Source organism: Rhodococcus sp. NKCM2511 (assembly GCF_014905595.1).
Lineage (GTDB): Bacteria > Actinomycetota > Actinomycetes > Mycobacteriales > Mycobacteriaceae > Rhodococcoides > Rhodococcoides fascians.
The window spans coordinates 225,235-245,810 of the sequence record NZ_BNHJ02000002.1; the positions used below are offsets into that span (position 1 = coordinate 225,235).

Below are 20,576 nucleotides of genomic sequence, written 5' to 3' on the forward strand. Positions count from 1 at the left end.
GATATACCTCGTCGTCAGTAATGCGACGCGAGGGTGCCCACGCCGGCATCGAACCTACATTCGGGATCGACTAGAACGTAGCCCATGGCAGCGGTGGGTTGTTACAGACCCCGCCGCTCTACAAACCGAGGTACGCCCTCAGCTCGTACGGCGTGACGTGGCTGCGGTATTCCTCCCACTCGCGACGCTTGTTGCGCAGGAAGAAGTCGAACACGTGCTCGCCCAGTGCTTCTGCGACCAGCTCGGAACCCTCCATCGCGTTGAGCGCTTGGTCGAGGTTGCCCGGCAGTTCCTTGTAGCCCATGGCGCGACGCTCCGCGGAGGTCAATGCCCACACGTCTTCCTCGGCCTCGGGAGGAAGGGTGTACCCCTTCTCGATTCCGCGCAGGCCTGCCGCGAGCAGCACCGCGAACGCGAGATACGGGTTGCAGGCCGAATCGGGGCTGCGAATCTCGACGCGTCGCGACGACGCCTTGTTCGGGGTGTACATGGGCACACGAATCAATGCCGACCGGTTGGCCGGTCCCCAGGATGCAGCGGTCGGGGCTTCGCCACCACGCACGAGACGCTTGTACGAGTTGACCCACTGGTTGGTCACGGCACTGATCTCGTTGGCGTGCTCGAGGATGCCGGCGATGAAGGACTTGCCGGTTTCCGACAGCTGCATCGGATCGTCCGGGTTGTGGAAGGCGTTGGCGTCGCCCTCGAACAAACTCATGTGCGTGTGCATCGCCGATCCGGCCTGGTCGCTGAACGGTTTGGGCATGAACGTCGCGCGCACGCCCTCTTCGATGGCGACTTCCTTGACCACGTAGCGGAAGGTCATGATGTTGTCGGCCATGGACAGTGCGTCCGCGTACCGCAGATCGATCTCCTGCTGGCCCGGCGCTGCCTCGTGGTGGCTGAACTCGACCGAGATGCCCATCGACTCGAGCGCGTCGATGGCATGCCTGCGGAAGTTCGGAGCCGAGTCGTGCACGGCCTGGTCGAAGTAGCCGCCGTTGTCTGCCGGGGTCGGCGGTGAGCCGTCCTGGGGAGCGTCTTTGAGCAAGAAGAATTCGATCTCGGGGTGCACGTAGCAGCTGAATCCGAGGTCGGCTGCCTTGCTCAGCTGGCGACGCAGCACGTGGCGCGAATCGGCCCAGGACGGCGAGCCGTCGGGCATGGCGATGTCGCAGAACATGCGGGCAGAGTGCTGGTGACCCTTGCTGGTCGACCACGGCAGGATCTGGAACGTCGACGGATCCGGCTTGGCGACGGTGTCGGCCTCGGAGACGCGGGCGAATCCTTCGATGGCGCTGCCGTCGAAGCCGATTCCCTCGTCGAATGCACCTTCGAGTTCAGCGGGCGCGATGGCCACCGATTTGAGGTACCCGAGGACGTCGGTGAACCAGAGGCGGACGAAACGAATGTCGCGCTCTTCGAGAGTCCGGAGCACGAATTCCTTTTGACGATCCATGAACGCGAGAGTAAGCAAACGGAGTTAAATCTGTGTTACATCGTGAATTCAGTCTCACTTCGTGGAACTCTCCGCTCACCGCGCGCCCGGTGAGGTACGTGTCAGCAGACCAGCCCTTCGCCTGGTGGGACGAGGTCCACCAGGTAGTTCGTCAGCGGATCGTCGATGCATTCCACTCCCGAGAACGCCACCGTGTGTTGGGTGCCGTTGTAGGTGACCAAGTCGCCGCGCAGCTGGTCGGCCAGTTCCACGCCCGCTTGGTAGGGCGTCGCCGGATCGTTCGTCGTCGAGACCACCACCAGCGTGGGCAGCCCCTCCGCCTCCACGATGTGGGGCTCGCTGGTGTTCGGCACCGGCCAGAACGCACACAGATCCAGCGGCGCGTTCCCGGTGGAGCGGCCGTCGTCGAGGTACGGCGCTGCCGCTCGGAACCTGGCGTCGGCCTCGTCGGCCTCCCCCCGGTCGGTGGTCGGCGGGCCGTCGACGCATCGGACGGCGTTGAACGCGTCGTCGATGTTGGTGTAGCTACCGTCCTCGAGCCGTCCGGAGTAGGTGTCGGCGAGGCGCAGCAGCGTGTCTCCCCTGCCCTCTCGCAGTTCGCTCAGTCCGGCGCGCAGCAATCTCCAGAGCTGCGGTGAGTACAGCGCCTGTTGCGCTCCGGTGATCGCATCGTCGTAGCTCAATCCGCGCGGATCGGTGGTGTCGGCGGGCGTGTCGACCAGCGGATCGACCAAGGTCCGGAACTGCGCCACGGCCTGGGACGGATCGGTGCCGAGCGGACAGGTATCGGTCTTCGTGCAGTCCGCAGCGAACTGGTCGAACGCGGTCTGGAACGCCGCACCCTGGGCGACGGCCTCGTCGACGGGCGACTGGTCGGGATCGAGTGCTCCGTCGAGCACCATGGCTCGAACGTTCGACGGGAACGCCTCGGCGTAGGCGGTACCGATGCGTGTCCCGTACGAGTACCCGACGTACGTGAGCTTCTCGTCGCCGAGCACTGCGCGGATGACATCCATGTCGCGGACGACTTCGCGGGTGCCGACGTGTTCGAGCACGTCGGCACCGGTGCGTTCGACACATTGCGCCGCGTAATCACGATGATCGGCTTCGGTGGCGGCGATCCCTTCCGGGCTGACGTCGACATCCGGTTCCCGACGCTCTTCGTCGACTCCCTCGGACGTCAGGCAGCGCACTTCGGGTTCGGAGGCCCCGATCCCACGTGGGTCGAATCCGATGCGGTCGAACCGGTCGGCGATCGGGGTGCCGTCGGCTTGCTCGGCAAGGTAGAGCCCCGACGACCCCGGACCACCCGGGTTCATCAGGATCGACCCGATCTTCTCCCCCGTCGCCTGTGTGCGTGAGATCGCGATGTCGATGGTCTTGCCGCCCGGATCGGCGTAGTCGAGTGGCACGGTCACTCGGGCGCACTGGACTGCGTCGCCGAGTTCGGACCCATCCGTGTTGTAGGACTCGCACGATTCCCACTGCAGATTCTGGGTGTAGAACGCCTCGAGCCCGGCAGGAACAGGACCGGCCGGAGCCGAGAACGTGGAGTCGGACGCGGTGGACGGATCGGGGTCGGCACCGGGCCCGGGCGCGGAGCAGCCGGCGAGGACGAAGGCGACTGCGGACAGTGCCACGACCGACGTCGTGGTGCGCGTTCTCATGAGTCGATCGTGCCAGGTCTTTCCGGCCACACTCCATTCTCGCTGCCCGGCAGGGACGGCCGTCGAGCACTAGCGTCTACACGGTGCAGGCCCTCAGACTCGCCCTCGCCCAGATCAATCCCGTCGTCGGCGATCTCGAAGCGAATGCGGCGGCGATCGTCGAATGGACCGTCCGTGCCGCCCATGACGGTGCCAACGTGGTCGTGTTTCCGGAGATGGCCCTGACCGGGTATCCGGTCGAGGATCTGGCGCTGAATCCGTCGTTCGCCGCGGCATCGGCGCGGGCTCTGACCGGGCTGGCGGAGTCCCTGGACCGAGCGGGGTGCGGCGATCGCATCGTTGTGGCGGGATATCTCGACCGCGACGTCGAGGGCTCGAGAAACAGCGCGGCGGTGATCGTCGACGGCCGGGTCGCAACTCGGTACGACAAGCATTCATTGCCCACCTACCGGGTGTTCGACGAGGCACGTTATTTCGCGCCCGGCTCCCGGTTGAGCATCGTGACGGTCAACGGCGTGCGACTCGGACTCGTTGTGTGCGAGGACATCTGGCAACCCGGCGGATCCGTGGCAGCCTACGTCTCGGCCGGAGTCGATCTGCTGCTGTGCCTCAACGCGAGTCCCTTCGAGCAGGGGAAGGACACTATCCGTCACTCTGTCGTCCAGCGCCGAGCCACCGAGATCGGGACCCCCATCGCGTACGTGAACGCGGTCGGTGGTCAAGACGAGCTGGTGTTCGACGGGGGAAGTCTCGTGCTCGGTCCCGACGGCTCGACGTGGGGCCGGTCTCCGCAATTCGTCGAGCACTTGTTGATCGTCGACGTGGATGCCCCCGCGGATCCGGTCGCGGACTCCCCCGCGGTGACAGGCTGGACGATCGATCGCGTCGCTCTGCCCGACGTCGCGATCAGCGGCTGGCAGCGCACCGAGCCGTCCCTGGCTCAGCCCCTGGGCGCCGAGGAACAGGTGTGGGGCGCGTTGGTGACCGGGTTACGAGATTACGTGCACAAGAACGGCTTTCGTTCGGTCACCCTCGGTCTGTCCGGTGGAATCGATTCGGCGGTCGTCGCCGCCATCGCCGTCGATGCCCTCGGCGCTGACGCGGTGTACGCAGTGTCGATGCCCTCGGAGTTCTCCTCGGAGCATTCGCGCATCGATGCCGAGGATCTCGCCGCGCGCACCGGCATTCACTTTCGAACCGAACCGATTTCCCAAATGGTCGCCGGCTTCGTCGACCAGCTGCACCTGACCGGCGTGGCCGAGGAGAACGTCCAGGCGAGATGCCGGGGAATCGTGTTGATGGCGCTGTCCAACACCTTCGGTCATCTGGTCCTTGCCACCGGGAACAAGTCCGAACTGGCGGTGGGTTATTCGACGATCTACGGCGACGCGGTCGGCGGCTTCGCACCGATCAAGGACGTGCCCAAGACGCTGGTCTGGGGATTGGCGCGATGGCGCAACGAGTCCGCGATCGACCGCGGAGACGTCCCGCCGATCCCCGAATCGAGCATCGACAAGCCGCCCTCGGCCGAGCTTCGGCCGGGTCAGCTCGATACCGATTCACTGCCCGACTACGACACCCTCGACGCCATCCTGTTTCGGTACGTCGACCACGATCAGGGCCTCGCAGACATCGTCGCGGCGGGTTTCGACGCGTCCGTCGTGGCGGACATCGTGCGCAAGGTGGACACGGCGGAATACAAGCGGCGGCAGTATCCGATCGGCACCAAGGTCACCTCGCGGGCGTTCAGACGCGATCGCCGGATGCCGATCACGGTCGGGAGGGGCGCGTACGAGCCCCCGATGTGACGATCAGCTGTTGCCTCGACTGTGACAAATTGCACTCCCTACCAGCATTCCTGCGACGGAAGGGCGGTGGCAGACTGGTCACGTCATCACACCCCATCCCGGGGACCCGCCGCGCGGGCCTCGAGGACCAGAAAGGGACAAAGATGTCCGAAAATGCTGTGTACGGCGGTTCCTCAACCGAATCTCCGGCGACCGCGCTGACCCGCAAGACCCGTACCCACCATCTGCTGCAGATGAAAGCAGAGGGTGAGCGTTGGGGAATGCTCACTGCGTACGACTACTCCAGTGCCCGCATCTTCGAGGAAGCCGGCGTGCCTGTGCTTCTGGTCGGCGACTCCGCGGCCAACGTCGTGTACGGCTACGACACCACCGTGCCGATCACCGTGGACGAATTGCTTCCTCTCGTACGTGGAGTGGTACGCGGCGCACCGCACGCGCTCGTCGTCGCAGATCTGCCCTTCGGTACCTACGAAGCCTCACCGCAGCAGGCACTCGAAACCGCTGTTCGTTTCATGAAGGAAGGCCTCGCGGGCGCGGTGAAGCTCGAGGGCGGCGAGCGGGTCGCACCGCAGATCGCCGCCATCACCGCTGCCGGTATCCCCGTCATGGCTCATGTGGGATTCACCCCGCAGAGCGTCAACACTCTCGGCGGATTCCGCGTTCAGGGTCGCGGTGACGCGTCCGAACAACTCGTCGCCGACGCCATCGCCGTACAGGAGGCAGGTGCCTTCGCCGTCGTCATGGAGATGGTCCCCGCCGACATCGCCGGCCAGGTCACCCGCAAGCTCACGATCCCGACGGTCGGCATCGGAGCGGGCAACGAATGCGACGCTCAGGTTCTCGTGTGGCAGGACATGGCCGGATACACCAACGGCAAGACCGCCAAGTTCGTCAAGAAGTTCGCCGACGTGGGTGATTCGCTGCGCACCGCAGCCACCACGTACATGTCCGAGGTGCGCTCGGGAGTCTTCCCCGGACCCGAACACAGCTACTGACCGTCGTCGTCTGATCCCGGTTCGGATGGCACACTCGGGCCATGACAATCAGACGGGGTACGACGTCCATTGCAGGACGAAGCGCAGTCGCACTGGTCGGTGCGGCTGCGCTTCTCGCCGTAGTGGGGGCATGCAGCACCGACACGACCAATACGGGTTCGTCGTCGACCACGACGACCGCTCCGAGCACGACGGTGGCGACGACGACTCCTGTGGGAGCGGCTGTCACCGATGCCCAGAAGCAGCAGCTGTGCACCGATCTCGAGGCGCAGCTGTCCAATTGGCGCGTGCAGGGCCCCACTCTCGGTCGCGGCGGTCTGAACATTCTGGTGCAGACCTGGGCTGCGCAGAGCGGCGTCATCAATCTCCAGGTGGTGCAGAATCGCGCGCTCGTCGACGACATCACGAAGGAAACGTGCTCGGACGTGCGGGACGAGGCCATCCGCTCCCTCGACATCCCGGATCTGGCCTCCGGTCTGGTCGGTTTCTAGGATGCGCACCTTGTACCCCGAGATCGAGCCCGTGCAGACCGGTCACCTCGACGTCGGCGAAGGGCAGCGGATCTACTGGGAGATCTCCGGCAACCCCGACGGCGAACCGGTGGTGTTCGTGCACGGCGGTCCCGGCGGTGCCACCAATCCGCTGCAGCGTCGCTACTTCGATCCGCAGGTCTACCGCATCGTGTTGTTCGATCAGCGAGGCTGCGGGCTGTCGACCCCTCATATTGCCGACGGGGCGGATCTGTCGGTCAACACCACCGATCGCTTGATCTCCGACATGGAAAAACTCCGCGAGCACCTGAACATCGACACCTGGTTGGTGTTCGGCGGATCCTGGGGCTCCACGTTGTCGCTGGCCTACGCACAGACGCATCGCGAGAGGGTGCGAGGACTCGTGCTCCGAGGAATCTTCCTCGTCCGGCCGTCGGAGATCGACTGGTACTACCGCGGCGGTGCCGGACACATCTTCCCGGACCTGTGGGAGGAGTTTCTCGCTCCCATTCCGGAAGGCGAACGAGACGGGGATCTTGTCGAGGCATATCACCGACAGTTGATGTCCGAGGACGACGCTGCCGCGACCCGGGCCGCGGTGGCGTGGTCGTCGTGGGAGGCAGCGACGAGTTACCTGCTCCCGAAACCCGATGCTGTACAGCATAATTCGGATGTGCGTTTCGCTCGCGCCTTCGCCGGAATCGAGAACCACTACTTCCGCAACGGGTGCTTCCTCGAAGAGAACCAGTTGTTACGCGACGCGCACCTGCTCGACGGTATTCCTGGCGTGATCGTGCAGGGCCGCTACGACGTGGTGTGCCCGGCCACGAGCGCGTGGGCACTGCACAAGGCCTGGCCGAGTGCAGATCTGGTGATCGTCGACGATGCCGGCCATTCTGCGGCCGAGCCGGGCATCGTCCACCACCTGGTCGAGGCGACCGACCGATTCAGGCCGTGACAGACGGATAGTCGAATCGGACTGTGCGCGAGTCGGTGTCGGCCCGAGTCAATCGGACCTTCACCGACTCCCCCGCAGGCGGCTCGCCGTCGCACTTGCCCATGACGATCGGTTCGGACACGAGCACCTCGGCGTCGCGCTTGCCCTCGGCACCGCGCAGCACCACTGCGTCGAACGTATGACCTACGCGGTCTTCGAGCACGTGCGCTTCGGTCAGATCGATGCAGGCTCGGTCCACTTTCGATGCTGCAGAATCCGATCCACGCATGATCGCCGGTAGCTCCGGCAGCGCCTGCGCCGCCCACTCGGGGACGGGCACACCGGCGACCACGGCCAGACACACCTCGGTGGCGAACCGATCCGACAGCCGTCGCAACGGGGCCGTCACATGGGCGTACGGCGCTCCGATACCCGAGTGTTCGACGGAATCGTCGGTGCCGGGTGCATCGATGGTCGAGTTCGGAGTTCGACTGTCGAACGCCGAATAGTCCGCTCCCCGAAGCAATCCCGTGGCCTGAGTCATCATCGCCAGAGTCGACGGTTCGTCGGTGGGCAGGCCGGCGAGTACCGCGCCGGCGGACGCGCCGGCGGGCCACTCGATTCCGAGTGCGTTCGCGGTCTTCTTCAGGGTCTCGACGGCCTCGGGCGGTGCGGGCGGAAGCGTGCGTACGATGCCGATTCCGGCGTCGAGCATGATTCTGGCTGCGCACATGCCCGTCAGCAAGGACACCTCGGCGTTCCAGCCGTCCACTGCTGTTCGCGGTTGCAGAACGATTCGCCAACCGTGCCCGTCCGGAACCACTTCCTGCTCGGGGAGCGTGATGTCGACGGCTCCTCGACGCCTCGCTGCCTCCGCCCGTAGGTGTCCGAATTCGGCAAGGGCAGCGATCGACGGGTGCGGTGTGCCGGCGTCGAAGTCGGCTTGCACTCCCGCGTAATCGAGACGCGCGGTCGAACGCACGAGCGCCCGAGTAACGGTCCACGCCGCGGCTTCACCGACGTCGTCGAGTTCGATGGTCCACAATGCAGCGCAGCGAGTCTGTCCCTCCAACAGGCTTCCCGAGCCCTCCGACAACTCACGCGGGTGCAACGGAACAGATCCGTCGGGGAGATAGTACGTCTGGCCGCGTCGGCGGGTTTCCACGTCGAGCGCTCCCCCCGGCATCACCAGCGCACCCACGTCGGCGATCGCGTAGTGCACCACCAAGCCGTTGGCCGTCTTCTCGATGTGTACGGCTTGATCGAGGTCCTTCGAGCCGGGTGGGTCGATGGTGACGAAAGGAATGTCGGTGCGGTCGATTCTGCTGTCGGCGTGCAGGTCTCGGGCTTCGATCGCTTCGCGCATCACGTCTGCGTCGAAGACATCGGACAGACCGAACTCGGATCTGATGGACTCGAAATCGAAGTTCGGAGCCCTCAGCCGGGTGAGCAGCACCGTCAGTTGTTCCAGTCGTCGTCGGAGTCGGCGGCCTTGTTGCGGGCGGCTGCGATCTTCAGCGCCTGCTCTGCGGTGGCCTTGTCCGGATACGGACCCATGCGGTCGAGGGCATTGGTCTCCTTGCCCTGCACAACCTGCTTGGTGCTGATGTCGTAGTACCAGGAGCTGTCGTCGTCGGTCATGACTTCCAGTGTGCCCCATACAGCCACGCCGCAGGTGTACCGCGCGAGAAATTGGAGTGCGAACGAGTCGGCCTGTAAGCCGGATCCTGTGCATCGACCCGCTCTCGCGAGATCGAATAGACGACCATCCATCTGGGCACACCGTTGCCGGGTACCTCGAGCAGTCCACCCGCAGGCTCGGGCGAGCAGCCCTCGAGCACCTGCGCAGCTGCACCCCTTGCGCGATGCAGCCTTCGACCTTGCTCCGGGCGGGGTTTACCTAGCCACCCCAGTCACCTGGGATGCTGGTGCGCTCTTACCGCACCGTTTCACCCTGACCTGCGTTTCGTTTCCGAAGAACCGAACCGCAGGCGGTCTGTTTTCTGTGGCACTGTCCCGCGAGTCACCTCGGGTTGCCGTTAACAACCGCCCTGCTCTGTGGAGTCCGGACTTTCCTCGGCCCGAAGCGGAACGGAACCTGTCCGTCAGTACTTCGAGCCGCAGCCGTCCAGCCAACTCGTTCGCGATTGCGTACTCTACCCGCCTCACGTCGGATGCCCGGCGATTGCCGGGCCATGAAGAACAGAGGCACTCACGATGGCCGCGGCAGCGGTGACGACCACCCCCACCCAGGCGGCGGCCGTGTAAGCATCCTCTCCGGGGAAGGTGGAGCCCGGACGCGTTCCGGCGGCGAGTACCAGACCACCGATCGCGCTTCCGAAAGAGAATCCGACACTGCGCACCACCTGGTTGATACTCATGACGCTCGAGGTCTCCGAGGAGGGCACCACCGGCAGCACGACGGCCGGCAGCACGGCCGAAAAGCTTCCGACTCCGAAACCCAGAATCGCCATCACCGCACAGAGTTCAACGATGCCGGCGCGGGTACCGGCGAACAAGGCGAGAGCCACCAGAACGATCAGTGCGCTGACCGTCAGCGCGCTGCCTGCCCCCACCCGACGCAGCGCTCTGGGTACCAGCTTGCCGGCGAGAAATCCGAACACCGAGAACGGAACCAGGACGAGGCCCGCCGCGAACACGTCGAGGCCGAAACCGTATCCGGCACCGGAAGGCGTCTGCGCGTAGCGCGTAGCGAGGGTCAGCAGCAGATACATTCCGATGCCGCCGAGAAACATTGCGACGTTCGCTCCGACCACGGCCCTGTGACGAAACAACCGAAGATCGACGAGCGGCGCCGAGCTTCTCAGTTCGACGCGTACCCATATGCCCGCAGCGACGACCGCGATTGCAGCCAGCACCCCCGCCGTCCAAGGGCGGCTCCTCCACAGCGCGGTCTCACTGATGAGAGCGAGCACCAGGGTGAGAGGGAGCGCCAGCAGCACCGCACCCGGAACGTCGATCCGGGTCGCACGCTTGCGCGTCGAGGCAGGAACAACTCGCAGAGCAACGGCAAACGCCATGACCGTCATCGCAGCACCGAATCCGTATGCGAGCCGGAGACCGCCGTGCTCGGCCAGAAACCCCGACAAGGGATAGCCCACACCGACACCCGCAGTAGACGCGACCGACAACAAAGCGATGGTCGATCCGGACCGTTTGTCGGACAGATGATCTCGCACCACACCCATCAGCATCGAAGTCAGGGCCAGTCCCACTCCCTGGGCTGCGCGGCCGAGGAGCAGCCAGGAGAAGGACAGCGGCAGTGCGGTCAGAATGCCTCCGGCCGAGACGACGCCCAGTGTCCCGAGGATTGCTGCCCGTCGATGCGGACCCGATCCGAGGCGGCCCAGAACCGGTGTCGTGACGGCACCGGTCAACAAAGCCAAGGTCAACGTCCATTGTGCGCTGGAGAGGGAGACGTCGAAAGTGGTTGCGACGCTGGTGATCAGCGGGGCACCGAGGCTACCGACAGCGGCGACGACGACTCCGACGAACAACAGAGAAGGCACGAACATTCGTGATTCGTCGTGCTCGGAGCCGGAGATCAACGGTTCGTCTCGCTCGTGATGTGGTCGAACAATCCGGCGTGGATACGAGTGCCCACTCCGTTCGCCCAGGGTTGGTCGACGTCATGAATATGCAGGGCCGCGCCACTGTTGAGCAGCATACCGAACGCCAGAAACGCTTTGACGGTCACGGCGTCGAGACCGGTGACCTCTACGACGGTGTTCCACATCCGGCCGAACGCCTCTCGAACGGCGTCGCGCACCTCTTCGTCGCCACACGCGGCGATCCCCTGCAGCTGCAGCAGGAGTGAGGTTCGATCCTCGAGCATGGCGTAATAGCACTCCCCCATCGAGGCCAAGGCTTGCTGACCGGTGGCGGTACCTGCGGCCTCGCGCATCCCATCCGCCACACGGTCGAACGACGCGACCACCAGCTCGGAGAAGAGTGCCTTCTTGGTTCCGAATATTCGGAAGATGTAGGCCTGGGTGATCCCTGCTTCGCGGGCGATCCTGTCGGTCGAACCGCCGTGCAGTCCGGACGCTGCAAATTCGTCTGCCGCTATCCGCAGTATTTGCTGCCGTCGTTCCGGGCCTGTCATCCGTCCTCTCTGCGGCATACCGCCAAGTTACTGGTTACTAACTACTGACTTCAATGGTTGTTCTCGTGCGCTTCACTACAGTTCCTCCCATGAGTGAATGGGTTGTGCTGCTGCGCGGCATCAACGTCGGCGGCGTCAACATCAAGATGGCCGACCTCCGCGCAGCTCTGGCCTCGGCCGGCTTCACGAATGTCCGCACGATTCTGGCGACCGGCAACGTACTGCTGCAGTCGCCGCTAGCGGCCGCCGCCCTGAAAGCACAGGTGGAGAGCACGCTCGCCGAGGCGTTCGGCTACCGAGCCTGGGTTGTCGTACTCGACGTCCCGACACTGAGGGCGATAGTGGAGTCCTACCCGTTCGACGCCGAACGGGAGGGCTGGCATCCTTATGTGGTGTTCGGTAACGACGATAGCCATTTGACCGAATTGTCCGCTCTTGCAGTGGAACTCGACCCCGATCTCGAGAGGATTGCCGAGGGGAACAGCGTACTCTACTGGGAGGTGCGCAAGGGCAACACCACCGACAGTACGTTCGGAAAAGCCACAGCGAAGGCGAAGTACAAGGCCACGACCACCACGCGGAACGTCCGCACTCTCGTGAAGATTCTCGCGTGACCGTTCTCGCTGCGGCATTGGTCGCCGCCGTTCTCGTCTTCGCCATCGTTCGCCCGCGCGGTCTTCCGGAGATCGTTGCTGCACTTCCAGCGGCCGCAGTTGTTCTTCTCGTCGGCCTCGTCAGCCTCGACGCCGCCCGTGAGCAGGTACTCGAACTCGCACCCACCGTCGTCTTTCTGGCTTTCATCCTGATCCTGGCGCATCTGTCGGATGCCCTCGGTGTGTTCACCTGGATCGCTGCGAAGCTACGCCGCGGATCCAAGGGCAGCCCCCGCAGACTGCTGACCCTCGTGTTCGCCGCTGCCGCGGCCACCACAGCCGTACTGAGCCTCGACGCGACCGTTGTTCTGCTGACACCGGCCATCATCGGTGCCGCTCGGATCCTGGGGATGTCGCCACGTCCACACAGTTACGCCACTGCGCACCTGTCCAATTCGGCGTCGACCTTGCTGCCGGTGTCGAATCTGACCAACCTGCTGGCCTTCGCTGCGACGGGCCTGACCTTCCTGCACTTCACCGCGCTGATGGCACTGCCGTGGATTTTCGCGGTCGCCATCGAACTGGCGGTGTTCCTGATCTTCTTCCGCGAGGATCTGACCCGCACTGCGACACCGACGGACTCCGCGACCGAACACAGCACTGACGACGTCCCAGCACCGCGCAGCACGCTCGCCATCCTGGGCGCGACCCTCGTCGGATTTGCCGTCGCGGGACTGTTCGATATCGAACCGTTCTGGGTGGCTGCGGTGGGCTCCGTGGCCCTGGCGATCCCAGCACTTCGAGCTCGCCACACCACACCTCGCGCCATTCTGCGCGGTGCCGATCTGCCGTTCTGTGGCTTCGTCTTCCTTCTCGGCATCGTCGTGCTCGGCGTGACGACGGGCCCGATCGGCGACTGGCTGGCGCGAATCCTGCCGTCCGACACCACCTTCGCGTCCCTGCTGGCCGCAGCTGCCATTGCGGCGGTGGCGTCGAACATCGTCAACAACCTGCCCGCAACGTTGCTGCTCCTGGCGGCCTTCGGCGCGGACGCTCCCCCGGCGTTGTTGCTGGCCATGGTGATCGGGGTCAACCTCGGCCCCAACCTCACCTACGTCGGTTCACTGGCGATCATGCTGTGGCGACGCGTCGCGTCGGCCAACGACGAGCCGGCAGACTTGCGCACGTTCACCGTGCTCGGTGTCATCACGACCCCGTTGACCATCGTCGGAGCAGTGGCGGGCCTATGGCTGGCGCTGCAGATCTGAGACCCGCACCTCCGCAGGATCAGGTCAGGTGAGACGTGTCGTTGACCAATTTCACCGATGCCCCGCCGTCGGGGTAGAACTCCGCGATGCTCAGCGACGCGAGGTCCAGGTGCATTCGGTAGAGCAGTGACGGTCCGACGTCCAGTGCCAGTTGCAGCAGTGTTTTGATCGGCGTCACGTGTGTCACGACGACGATCGTCTTGCCCGCGTACTCCTCGATCAATCGATCGCGTGCCGCTTCGATTCGAGTGCGCACTGCGTCGAAACTCTCACCGTTGGGCGGGGCCACCGAGGTGTCACCCAGCCAGGCCCGATGTTGTTCGGGATAGCGGTCTTTCGCCTCCGCGAAGGTCAGACCTTCCCAGTCGCCGAAGTCCGTTTCGGTCAGATCGTCGACGGTGGTCACGTCGAGTCCGAGTGAACCTGCCGCGGCGTCGGCGGTCTGTCGGGCGCGGCCGAGGGGGGACGAGACGATCGCTGCGATGTCGTCGTGTCCGCCGAGCCGTGCCGCTGCAGCGGTGGCCTGTCGAACCCCCAGCTCGGTCAGTTCCGGATTTCCGCGACCCGAGTATCGCCGGTCGACCGACAGCGCGGTCTGGCCGTGGCGCAACAACAACATTCGGGTGGGGTCGCCGATAGCACCGGTCCACCCGGGGGCCGCCGCGGGTTGCTTCGCGGCCGGTTCGGTATCGGGCAGATCAGGAAGGTCGATCCCCTTGGCAGCGGCATCCATCGCCTCGTTCGCCAGACCGTCGGCGTGTGAGTTCTGCTCCCGCGGAATCCATTGGAAAGTGACGTGATCGAACGTCCGAACAAGCTCCGCCGCTCGGCGATTGAGCGGAATCATGTCGGGATGCTTGACCTTCCAGCGTCCCGACATCTGTTCGACGACGAGTTTGGAGTCCATCCGAACGTCGACCTCACGGGCACCGACGTCCGCGGCCGCCGTCAACGCAGCGATGAGGCCCCTGTACTCGGCCACGTTGTTCGTTGCGATTCCCAGCGCCTCCCGGCGTTCGGCCAACACCTCGCTGCGATCTGCCGAGAACACCACGGCTCCGTACCCGGCGGGACCCGGGTTGCCGCGGGAGCCGCCGTCGGCTTCGACGACGACCCGTTGCGCGGCACTCAAATTCCGGACTCCTTGGTGCGCACCAGGATTGCGTTGCATTCCGAGCAACGAACCAGAGCGTCGGCAGGTTTGTTGGCGATGCTCGCAATTTCGTTGCGATCGAGCTCTATTCGGCATGCGCCGCACCGGCGGGCCTGCAGCAACGCTGCGCCTCGACCGGTCAGTGCGCGTTGCTTCTCGTACAGCGCCAGCAGATCGGCCGGCATACCCGAGATCAATGCCTCGCGACGCTCGGCGCTCCGCTTCTCCGCGACGTCCAGGTCTGCGACAGCGTCGTCGCGGCGACGACCGGCGTCGACCATTTCGTCCTCGATCTGCGTCAACTGCGCCCCGGCGTGCTCGTAATCGCGCTCGCTGGCCTCGCGCTGTTCCATGACTTCGAGCAGTTCTTCCTCGAGGATGCTCTGCCGCCGTTCGAGACTGCCCAGCTCGTGCTGCAGCTCGGTCATCTGCTTGGGCGCAATCGTGCCGCTCTCGAGCATCTTCTTGTCGCGCGCCTCGCGCTGGCGAACGGCATCGACTTCGCCCTCGAGCTTGCGGATGTCGCGATCGAGGTCGTCCATCGAGATCTGCACCGTGACGGCAGCATCCTTGCGGGTGACGCGCTCGGCCTCGAGTTTGTCGACCTCCTGCTGCTCGGGGAGGGTCTTTCGGCGATGGGCGATCTGCGAGAGTTCGGTATCCACACCGGCCAATTCGAGTAGCGAGGCCTGGACTTTGGGATCGACGTTCACGCTTGATGACTCCTGCGACTATGGAAGTTGATTCCGATTACCCTACCGGCTGCGCAGAACGTACCGAGCCGGATCCGTCCACTCCCCCGGTCGCGGGGTTCGTCGGTCACAACGTCCACGGGTCGGTACGGACATCGCTGACCCTGCTGCTCCAGCCGTCCGTGTCGCCGAATTCGGCGTCCACGATGCTCCTCGCCTGAGCACACCACGGGAACTCCGAGGCCCAGTGGGCCGTGTCGATCACCGCGGGCCCACCCGCCCTCAGGTGCTCGTCGACGGGATGATGCCTGAGATCGGACGTGACATAAACGTCGGCGTCGGTCCGCGCGACGGTTGCGAGGAACGAGTCCCCTGCTCCCCCGCACATGGCGACGATCGACACCGTCGCGTCCGGATCGCCCGCTGCTCGCACTCCCCAGCTGGTGGCCGGCAGAGCGTCTCGGACGACATCGGTGAACTCGGCGAGCGTCATCGGATCAGGCAATCGTCCGATCCGCCCCAGACCGGTGCACGACGGTAGGGCCGCGGATTCGAAGACATCGAACGCGGGCTCCTCGTACGGATGCGCGCGCCTGAGCGCGGACTGCATCCGGGCGCGGTCGGCCCGGGATGCAACCACCTCGATTCGGTCCTCGGTCACGGTGTGGACTTCGCCGACGACACCGAGCGTCGGATGAGCACCGGGCTGCGGCCGGAACTGGCCGAGCCCCTCGGTGTGCCAACTCGCTTCGCTGTAGTCGCCGATCTCACCGGCTCCGGCGTCGAACAGCGCCTGGCGCACCGCCGCAGTGTCGGCGGACGGCACGAATACGACCCATTTGTCGTGCGCCGGAGCAGGAATGGGATCGAGTGGCCTGGTGTCGATCACACCGAGGGCCGACGCGAGTGCGTCGGAGACACCGGGATCGGCCGAGTCGGCGTTGGTATGGGCGGTGAACAGCGCGCAGTCGGCCTTGATCAGGCGGTGGATCACCGAGCCTTTGGCGGTGTCGGCCGCAACCGAATCGACTCCTTTGAGCAGCAGAGGGTGATGGGCGACGATGAGGTCGGCACCCCAGGAGATGGCCTCGTCCACGACGGCCGGGGTGACGTCGACGGCGTAGAGCACTTGTCGCACTTCGGATTCCGGATCTCCGCATACCAATCCCACCGAGTCCCAGCTCTCGGCCAATCGAGGCGGGTATGCCTTGTCGAGAACCTCGATGACGTTCGCCAGAGTCACTGCCATGTCGATTGCTCTCCTCACAGAACGGTGTTCAACGCATGCACCAGTATGTCGACGTGTGCCGAGTCCCGTACGGCGACGCGTAGGTAGTTGCGATCCAGTCCGGGAAACGTGTCGCCGCGCCGAACCGCAATTCCCTTCGTGCGCAGGCGTTCTCGGATCCCGTCGGCGCCGTCGACCCGCGCCAGAAGAAACGGCGCTCGCGCCGGTCCGGCAATGTCGAGACCGAGTGCGGTCAGTCTCGCGATCATGGCGTCACGTTCGGCGTCGATACGCAGCGCTTCGGCTCGGGCCTGCTCGACCGCGAACGGCTCGGTACAGGCGCGGATTGCTTCGAGCTGCAGAGTGCCCAGGGGCCAGTGCGCACGGCCCCGCTGCATTCGTTCGAGTACGTCGGGATGGGCCAGAGCGTAGCCGCACCGCAACCCCGCCAATGCCCACGTCTTCGTCAGGCTTCGGAGTACCAGCACGTCCGCGACGCTGTCCGAGGAGACCGATTCCCCTGCTCCCGTCACTGCGTCGGCGAATGCTTCGTCGACCACGACCGTGCGGCCGGGCCTACGCAGACCGAGTACTACTTCTCGGGGATGCAGCACCGACGTCGGATTGGTGGGATTGCCGACGATCACCATGTCGGCGGCCTCGGGCACCAGGCCCCGATCGAGCAGAAACGGCGGCTGGAGTAACACCCGATGCACGGGAATGCCGGCCTGCTCGAGCACCCAGTCGGGCTCGGTGAACGACGGGTGCACGGTTGCCACGAGGGCCGGCTCGAGCCGCGGCAGCATCGCGAATCCTTCGGCTCCGCCACCGAGCAGCAGTACCTCGTCCGGCGAGCGTCCGTGGTGTGCGGCGACCTGCTCCCGAGCCGCCCGCTCGGCTGCCCCCGATGGATACGAACCGAGCGAGTTCAGGGCTGCAGCGAGCCGATCACGAAGCCACGGGGGCGGGCCATCACCGCGCACGTTGACGGCGAAGTCGACGAGGCCCGAGCCGACCTCGAGATCTCCGTGATGACGGAGAAATGCATCGGGGCCGGACGCTGTATCGGACATCGCGACGAGCCTAGCCGTCACGTGCACCGATAGGCTCAGGCCATGTCTGCCGCTCTGCCCGCATCCGTTGTCCTGTTCGATCTCGACGGAACGTTGACCGATTCCGCACCGGGAATTCACGCAGGATTTCGCCACGCGCTGGCCTCGGTCGGCGCTCCCGAACCGACCGAACAGCAACTCTCTCTCGTCGTCGGTCCACCGCTGATCGACACGCTGCGCTCGATGGGCCTGGACGAGGAGGCAGCTCAGCGCGCGCTCGCCGCCTACTTCGACCGCTACGACGAGCGGGGTTGGGCCGAGAACACCGCGTTCGACGGCATCGAGACGGTGCTGACGCGATTGCGGGATCGCGGTGTTCGGCTGGGCGTGGCGACGTCCAAGTCGGAGCGCTTCGCCGTCCGAATTCTCGACCACTTCGGCTTGTCGCGGTACTTCGACTTCATCGGCGGTGCCAGCAACGACGGGTCGCGGCGAGCGAAGTCCGACGTCATCGCGCACTCGCTGACCAATCTCGGCATCGATCCCGTCGAATCCTCGGACGGCGGCACCGCAGGGGTGATCATGATCGGCGACCGCGATCACGATGTGCACGGCGCGGCCCGGTTCGGAATTCCGGCGGTCTACGTGGAATGGGGCTACGGCATCGACGGTGAGAGCGACGACGCCGCGTTCACCGCGTCGGACATGGACGAACTGGCCGCCGTGCTCGAGCAGAACACGGAGGCGTCGCGGTGAGCGAGCCACTGCATGTGACGTTCGTGTGCACCGGAAACATCTGTCGATCACCGATGGCCGAGAAGGTGTTCTCCGCCCACCTGACCGAGGCGGGCCTAAGTGATGCAGTCCGCGTATCGAGCGCGGGAATCGACGGGTGGCATGTCGGCGACGGCGCAGACCCGCGGACGGTCGCGGAACTCGATGCGCACGGCTACGAGAGCGAGCACGAAGCGAACCAGGTGGGACCGGACCACCTCGCCGCCGATCTGATCGTTGCTCTCGACACCGGCCACGCTCGATCTCTACTGCAGTTGGGTGCACCGGCCGATCGGGTGCAGCTGCTGCGTTCGTTCGATCCCGACGCCGACGATGCGTCGGTCGCAGATCCCTACTACTCGTCGGATTCTGCGTTCACCGAGGTGCGAGAACAGATCGAGGACGCCGTGCCCGGCTTGATCGATTGGGCGCGGTCTCGGCTGACCGCCTGACCCGGCTACCGTGGTGGGGTGGAGAAGTTACGGTTCTTGCTACGTCCGAAGTGGTTGGTGCTGGCTGCCGTCGCGCTGGCGTTCGCATTCTTGTGCTTCAGCGTGCTCGCTCCGTGGCAGCTGGGCAAGAACACCTCGACTTCTGCACGCAACGACTTGATCACCCGATCGGTCGGGGCAGATCCGGTGCCGATCACCGACGTTCTCACCGGGAACGGATTCGCGGCCGACGACGAATGGCGGCGGGTGATCGCGCAGGGCAGTTACGTGGAGAATTCCGACGCCCTGGTGCGGCTGCGCAGCATTCGTGAGCAGCCCGCGTACGAGGTCATCACTCCGTTCGTCATCGACGATGGCCCTACTGTTCTCGTCAACCGCGGATACGTGCTCCCGGTGGAGGGAACGCGACCGCCCGAGTTCGCAGCAGCCCCAACCGGCCCGGTCACTCTCGATGCCCGCGTTCGTCAGGCCGAAGGAACATCACGTGAGCCGATCCAGGAGGACGGCCGCCTGCAGGTGTACAACATCAACCCGGAGCAGATCGGCGCAGCGGTCGGTGTCGACGCGATCGACGGGTACCTGCAGCTCGACGACGGTCAGCCCGGTGGCCTCGGCCTCATCGAGCTCCCGCAGACCGACGCGGGCCCCTATCTGTCCTACGGGCTGCAGTGGCTGGCGTTCGGCATCATGGCACCGTTGGGTCTTGCGTATTTCGTCCGCGCCGAGCTGCGGGAGCGACGCATGTCTAGAACCGAGATGGCCGACGCGATGTCCGATGAGTCCGACCCCACGTCCGACGACGATTCCGCGTCGGACGACGAGGAAGAATTCACTCTTCCGACCCGGCGCGAGAAGCGGGCCAGGGCCCGCGCGGCATCACAGGCGAGAACGCCGACGGATCCTCGCCTGGCGGATCGATACGGCAAGAACCGCTGACGCAGCCGTCGCGATCTCTTGCACCCGCGTCGACAGGACGACTGCTCGCCGAAGGTCCCGTGCCGTGGGCGCTCGCCCGTCGCCGAGTGTCGGCCTGATCTCCACGCCGTGCCGGTACTGGGTGCGCCCGCCGAGCTGGAGTCCGAGCGCTCCCGCCGACGCGGCTTCCGGCACCCCGGCATTGGGGCTGGGATGACGGGACGCGTCGCGTCGCCACACCCGTAGCGCGTGTGCAGCAGAACCCTGCACCAGCGGTGCCGCGAGAACAGTCGCCGCACCCGTGACTCGTGCCGGCACCAGGTTCAGCGCGTCGTCGAGGCGTGCGGCGGCCCATCCGAAACGTAGGTATTTCGGAGACCGGTATCCCACCATTGCATCGAGTGTGTTGCTGGCTCGGTACGCCAGGATTCCCGGTACGCCGGCCAGGGCTCCCCACACCACGACACCGACTGTTGCGTCGGATGTGTTCTCGGCGATGGATTCGAGTGCCGCGCGTGCCAGCCCGTCGGAGTGGAGGAATGCCGGGTCACGTCCGCACAGTGACGGGAGCAATGCGCGTGCGCCGGGCAGGTCGTCTCGGTCGAGGCGATCGGCCATCGAGCGACCTACTACCGACAGCGACGTTCCGCCCAGCGCGGCCCACGTCGCGGTGGCCACCAGAGCGGCCTCGGCCGGTGGGCCGAGACGCGACACTGCTCGCGTGGATGCGATTCCGAGTGCGGTGACGCCCCCTACCAGTACGGCGGTATGGATGACACCCGCAATCCTGTTGTCGCGGTAGAGCCGAGCCTCGACGCGAAGGGCAGCCGTTCCGAATCCTGCTACCGGATGCCAGCGCTGTGGGTCTGTGAACACTCGATCCAGGACGTAACCGACCAGCAATCCGATCGCTCGGGGGTGTGTCCACATCGCTCGAATCTATCCACCGGCCATCCGGTGTGCGGA

The 20,576-nt window shown here is 65.3% G+C and carries 20 protein-coding genes and 1 other RNA gene; 9 read left to right on the plus strand and 12 right to left on the minus strand.

All coding sequences use genetic code 11. The features are described 5' to 3' along the window. Window positions 1–118 precede the first annotated feature (118 nt). On the minus strand, window positions 119–1,459 hold the full coding sequence (glnA, locus tag JLZ96_RS17650; RefSeq protein WP_027497412.1) for a type I glutamate--ammonia ligase: 1,341 nt from the start codon (window positions 1,457–1,459) through the stop codon (window positions 119–121). Window positions 1,460–1,560: 101 nt separating this feature from the next. Then, entirely contained in the window at window positions 1,561–3,126 is a 1,566-nt protein-coding gene (locus JLZ96_RS17655; protein ID WP_201010852.1) for an alpha/beta hydrolase, read from the minus strand. Window positions 3,127–3,209: 83 nt separating this feature from the next. On the opposite strand from JLZ96_RS17655, the gene JLZ96_RS17660 reads away from it, so the two are divergent. The 4 genes from JLZ96_RS17660 to pip all read left to right on the plus strand — a co-directional run bounded on the left by JLZ96_RS17660 (window position 3,210) and on the right by pip (window position 7,378). Beyond that, window positions 3,210–4,934, plus strand: coding sequence for an NAD+ synthase (locus JLZ96_RS17660; protein ID WP_201010853.1), 1,725 nt, complete (start codon window positions 3,210–3,212; stop codon window positions 4,932–4,934). 143 nt (window positions 4,935–5,077) lie between these two features. Further along, window positions 5,078–5,929 (plus strand): 3-methyl-2-oxobutanoate hydroxymethyltransferase, encoded by an 852-nt coding sequence (panB, locus tag JLZ96_RS17665; protein ID WP_032368131.1) that lies wholly within the window; start codon window positions 5,078–5,080, stop codon window positions 5,927–5,929. Between the two features lie 41 nt (window positions 5,930–5,970). Next, window positions 5,971–6,420, plus strand: coding sequence for a hypothetical protein (locus JLZ96_RS17670; RefSeq protein ID WP_176457963.1), 450 nt, complete (start codon window positions 5,971–5,973; stop codon window positions 6,418–6,420). 1 nt (window position 6,421) lies between these two features. Beyond that, window positions 6,422–7,378, plus strand: coding sequence for a prolyl aminopeptidase (gene pip, locus JLZ96_RS17675; RefSeq protein ID WP_201010854.1), 957 nt, complete (start codon window positions 6,422–6,424; stop codon window positions 7,376–7,378). On the opposite strand, the gene JLZ96_RS17680 is transcribed toward pip, so the two are convergent. The 5 genes from JLZ96_RS17680 to JLZ96_RS17700 all read right to left on the minus strand — a co-directional run bounded on the left by JLZ96_RS17680 (window position 7,368) and on the right by JLZ96_RS17700 (window position 11,483). Beyond that, a complete protein-coding gene (locus JLZ96_RS17680; protein ID WP_201010855.1) occupies window positions 7,368–8,813 on the minus strand; it encodes an RNB domain-containing ribonuclease in 1,446 nt (481 codons plus the stop codon). The two genes, pip and JLZ96_RS17680, sit on opposite strands and share 11 nt — an antisense overlap. A gap of 2 nt (window positions 8,814–8,815) precedes the next feature. Further along, the gene (locus tag JLZ96_RS17685; protein ID WP_027497419.1) at window positions 8,816–8,998 is read right to left on the minus strand and encodes a hypothetical protein; all 183 of its coding nucleotides are present in this window, start codon (window positions 8,996–8,998) and stop codon (window positions 8,816–8,818) included. A 59-nt stretch (window positions 8,999–9,057) separates the two neighbouring features. Beyond that, an RNA gene (rnpB, locus tag JLZ96_RS17690) (RNase P RNA component class A) lies at window positions 9,058–9,497 on the minus strand. A 25-nt stretch (window positions 9,498–9,522) separates the two neighbouring features. Further along, window positions 9,523–10,893: an MFS transporter gene (locus JLZ96_RS17695; protein WP_201010856.1), complete on the minus strand. Its 1,371-nt coding sequence runs from the start codon at window positions 10,891–10,893 to the stop codon at window positions 9,523–9,525. Between the two features lie 29 nt (window positions 10,894–10,922). Next, window positions 10,923–11,483, minus strand: coding sequence for a TetR/AcrR family transcriptional regulator (locus JLZ96_RS17700; RefSeq protein ID WP_201010857.1), 561 nt, complete (start codon window positions 11,481–11,483; stop codon window positions 10,923–10,925). 89 nt (window positions 11,484–11,572) lie between these two features. Here JLZ96_RS17700 and JLZ96_RS17705 point away from each other — a divergent pair, with 89 nt between their 5' ends. Next, window positions 11,573–12,097 (plus strand): DUF1697 domain-containing protein, encoded by a 525-nt coding sequence (locus JLZ96_RS17705; RefSeq protein WP_201010858.1) that lies wholly within the window; start codon window positions 11,573–11,575, stop codon window positions 12,095–12,097. After that, a complete protein-coding gene (locus JLZ96_RS17710; protein ID WP_201010859.1) occupies window positions 12,094–13,344 on the plus strand; it encodes an SLC13 family permease in 1,251 nt (416 codons plus the stop codon). Before JLZ96_RS17705 ends, JLZ96_RS17710 begins: the two co-directional genes overlap by 4 nt. Before the next feature lie 19 nt (window positions 13,345–13,363). Here the strand turns inward: JLZ96_RS17710 and JLZ96_RS17715 are convergent, their stop codons facing one another. The 4 genes from JLZ96_RS17715 to cobC all read right to left on the minus strand — a co-directional run bounded on the left by JLZ96_RS17715 (window position 13,364) and on the right by cobC (window position 17,490). Further along, complete coding sequence (locus JLZ96_RS17715; RefSeq protein WP_236254140.1) at window positions 13,364–14,476, minus strand: bifunctional RNase H/acid phosphatase; 1,113 nt, start codon at window positions 14,474–14,476, stop codon at window positions 13,364–13,366. Continuing rightward, window positions 14,473–15,210 carry a zinc ribbon domain-containing protein gene (locus JLZ96_RS17720; protein WP_201010861.1) on the minus strand — a complete coding sequence of 246 codons (738 nt, stop codon included), beginning with the start codon at window positions 15,208–15,210 and terminating at the stop codon, window positions 14,473–14,475. Before JLZ96_RS17720 ends, JLZ96_RS17715 begins: the two co-directional genes overlap by 4 nt. Window positions 15,211–15,316: 106 nt before the next feature. Further along, window positions 15,317–16,438, minus strand: coding sequence for a Nif3-like dinuclear metal center hexameric protein (locus tag JLZ96_RS17725; RefSeq protein WP_201010862.1), 1,122 nt, complete (start codon window positions 16,436–16,438; stop codon window positions 15,317–15,319). 14 nt (window positions 16,439–16,452) lie between these two features. Beyond that, complete coding sequence (gene cobC / locus JLZ96_RS17730; RefSeq protein WP_032406726.1) at window positions 16,453–17,490, minus strand: Rv2231c family pyridoxal phosphate-dependent protein CobC; 1,038 nt, start codon at window positions 17,488–17,490, stop codon at window positions 16,453–16,455. A 42-nt stretch (window positions 17,491–17,532) separates the two neighbouring features. Here cobC and JLZ96_RS17735 point away from each other — a divergent pair, with 42 nt between their 5' ends. The 3 genes from JLZ96_RS17735 to JLZ96_RS17745 are packed head-to-tail and all read left to right on the plus strand — an operon-like array spanning window position 17,533 to window position 19,631. Continuing rightward, complete coding sequence (locus tag JLZ96_RS17735; protein ID WP_094652557.1) at window positions 17,533–18,225, plus strand: HAD-IA family hydrolase; 693 nt, start codon at window positions 17,533–17,535, stop codon at window positions 18,223–18,225. After that, window positions 18,222–18,695 carry a low molecular weight protein-tyrosine-phosphatase gene (locus tag JLZ96_RS17740; RefSeq protein ID WP_174557281.1) on the plus strand — a complete coding sequence of 158 codons (474 nt, stop codon included), beginning with the start codon at window positions 18,222–18,224 and terminating at the stop codon, window positions 18,693–18,695. The genes JLZ96_RS17735 and JLZ96_RS17740 overlap by 4 nt, the downstream gene beginning before the upstream one ends. Window positions 18,696–18,713: 18 nt before the next feature. After that, window positions 18,714–19,631, plus strand: a complete 918-nt coding sequence (locus tag JLZ96_RS17745; protein WP_094621135.1) for an SURF1 family protein — start codon at window positions 18,714–18,716, stop codon at window positions 19,629–19,631. Here JLZ96_RS17745 and JLZ96_RS17750 read toward each other — a convergent pair. After that, window positions 19,572–20,540: a cobalamin biosynthesis protein gene (locus tag JLZ96_RS17750; RefSeq protein WP_201010863.1), complete on the minus strand. Its 969-nt coding sequence runs from the start codon at window positions 20,538–20,540 to the stop codon at window positions 19,572–19,574. The two genes, JLZ96_RS17745 and JLZ96_RS17750, sit on opposite strands and share 60 nt — an antisense overlap. Between the last annotated feature and the right edge of the window lie 36 nt (window positions 20,541–20,576).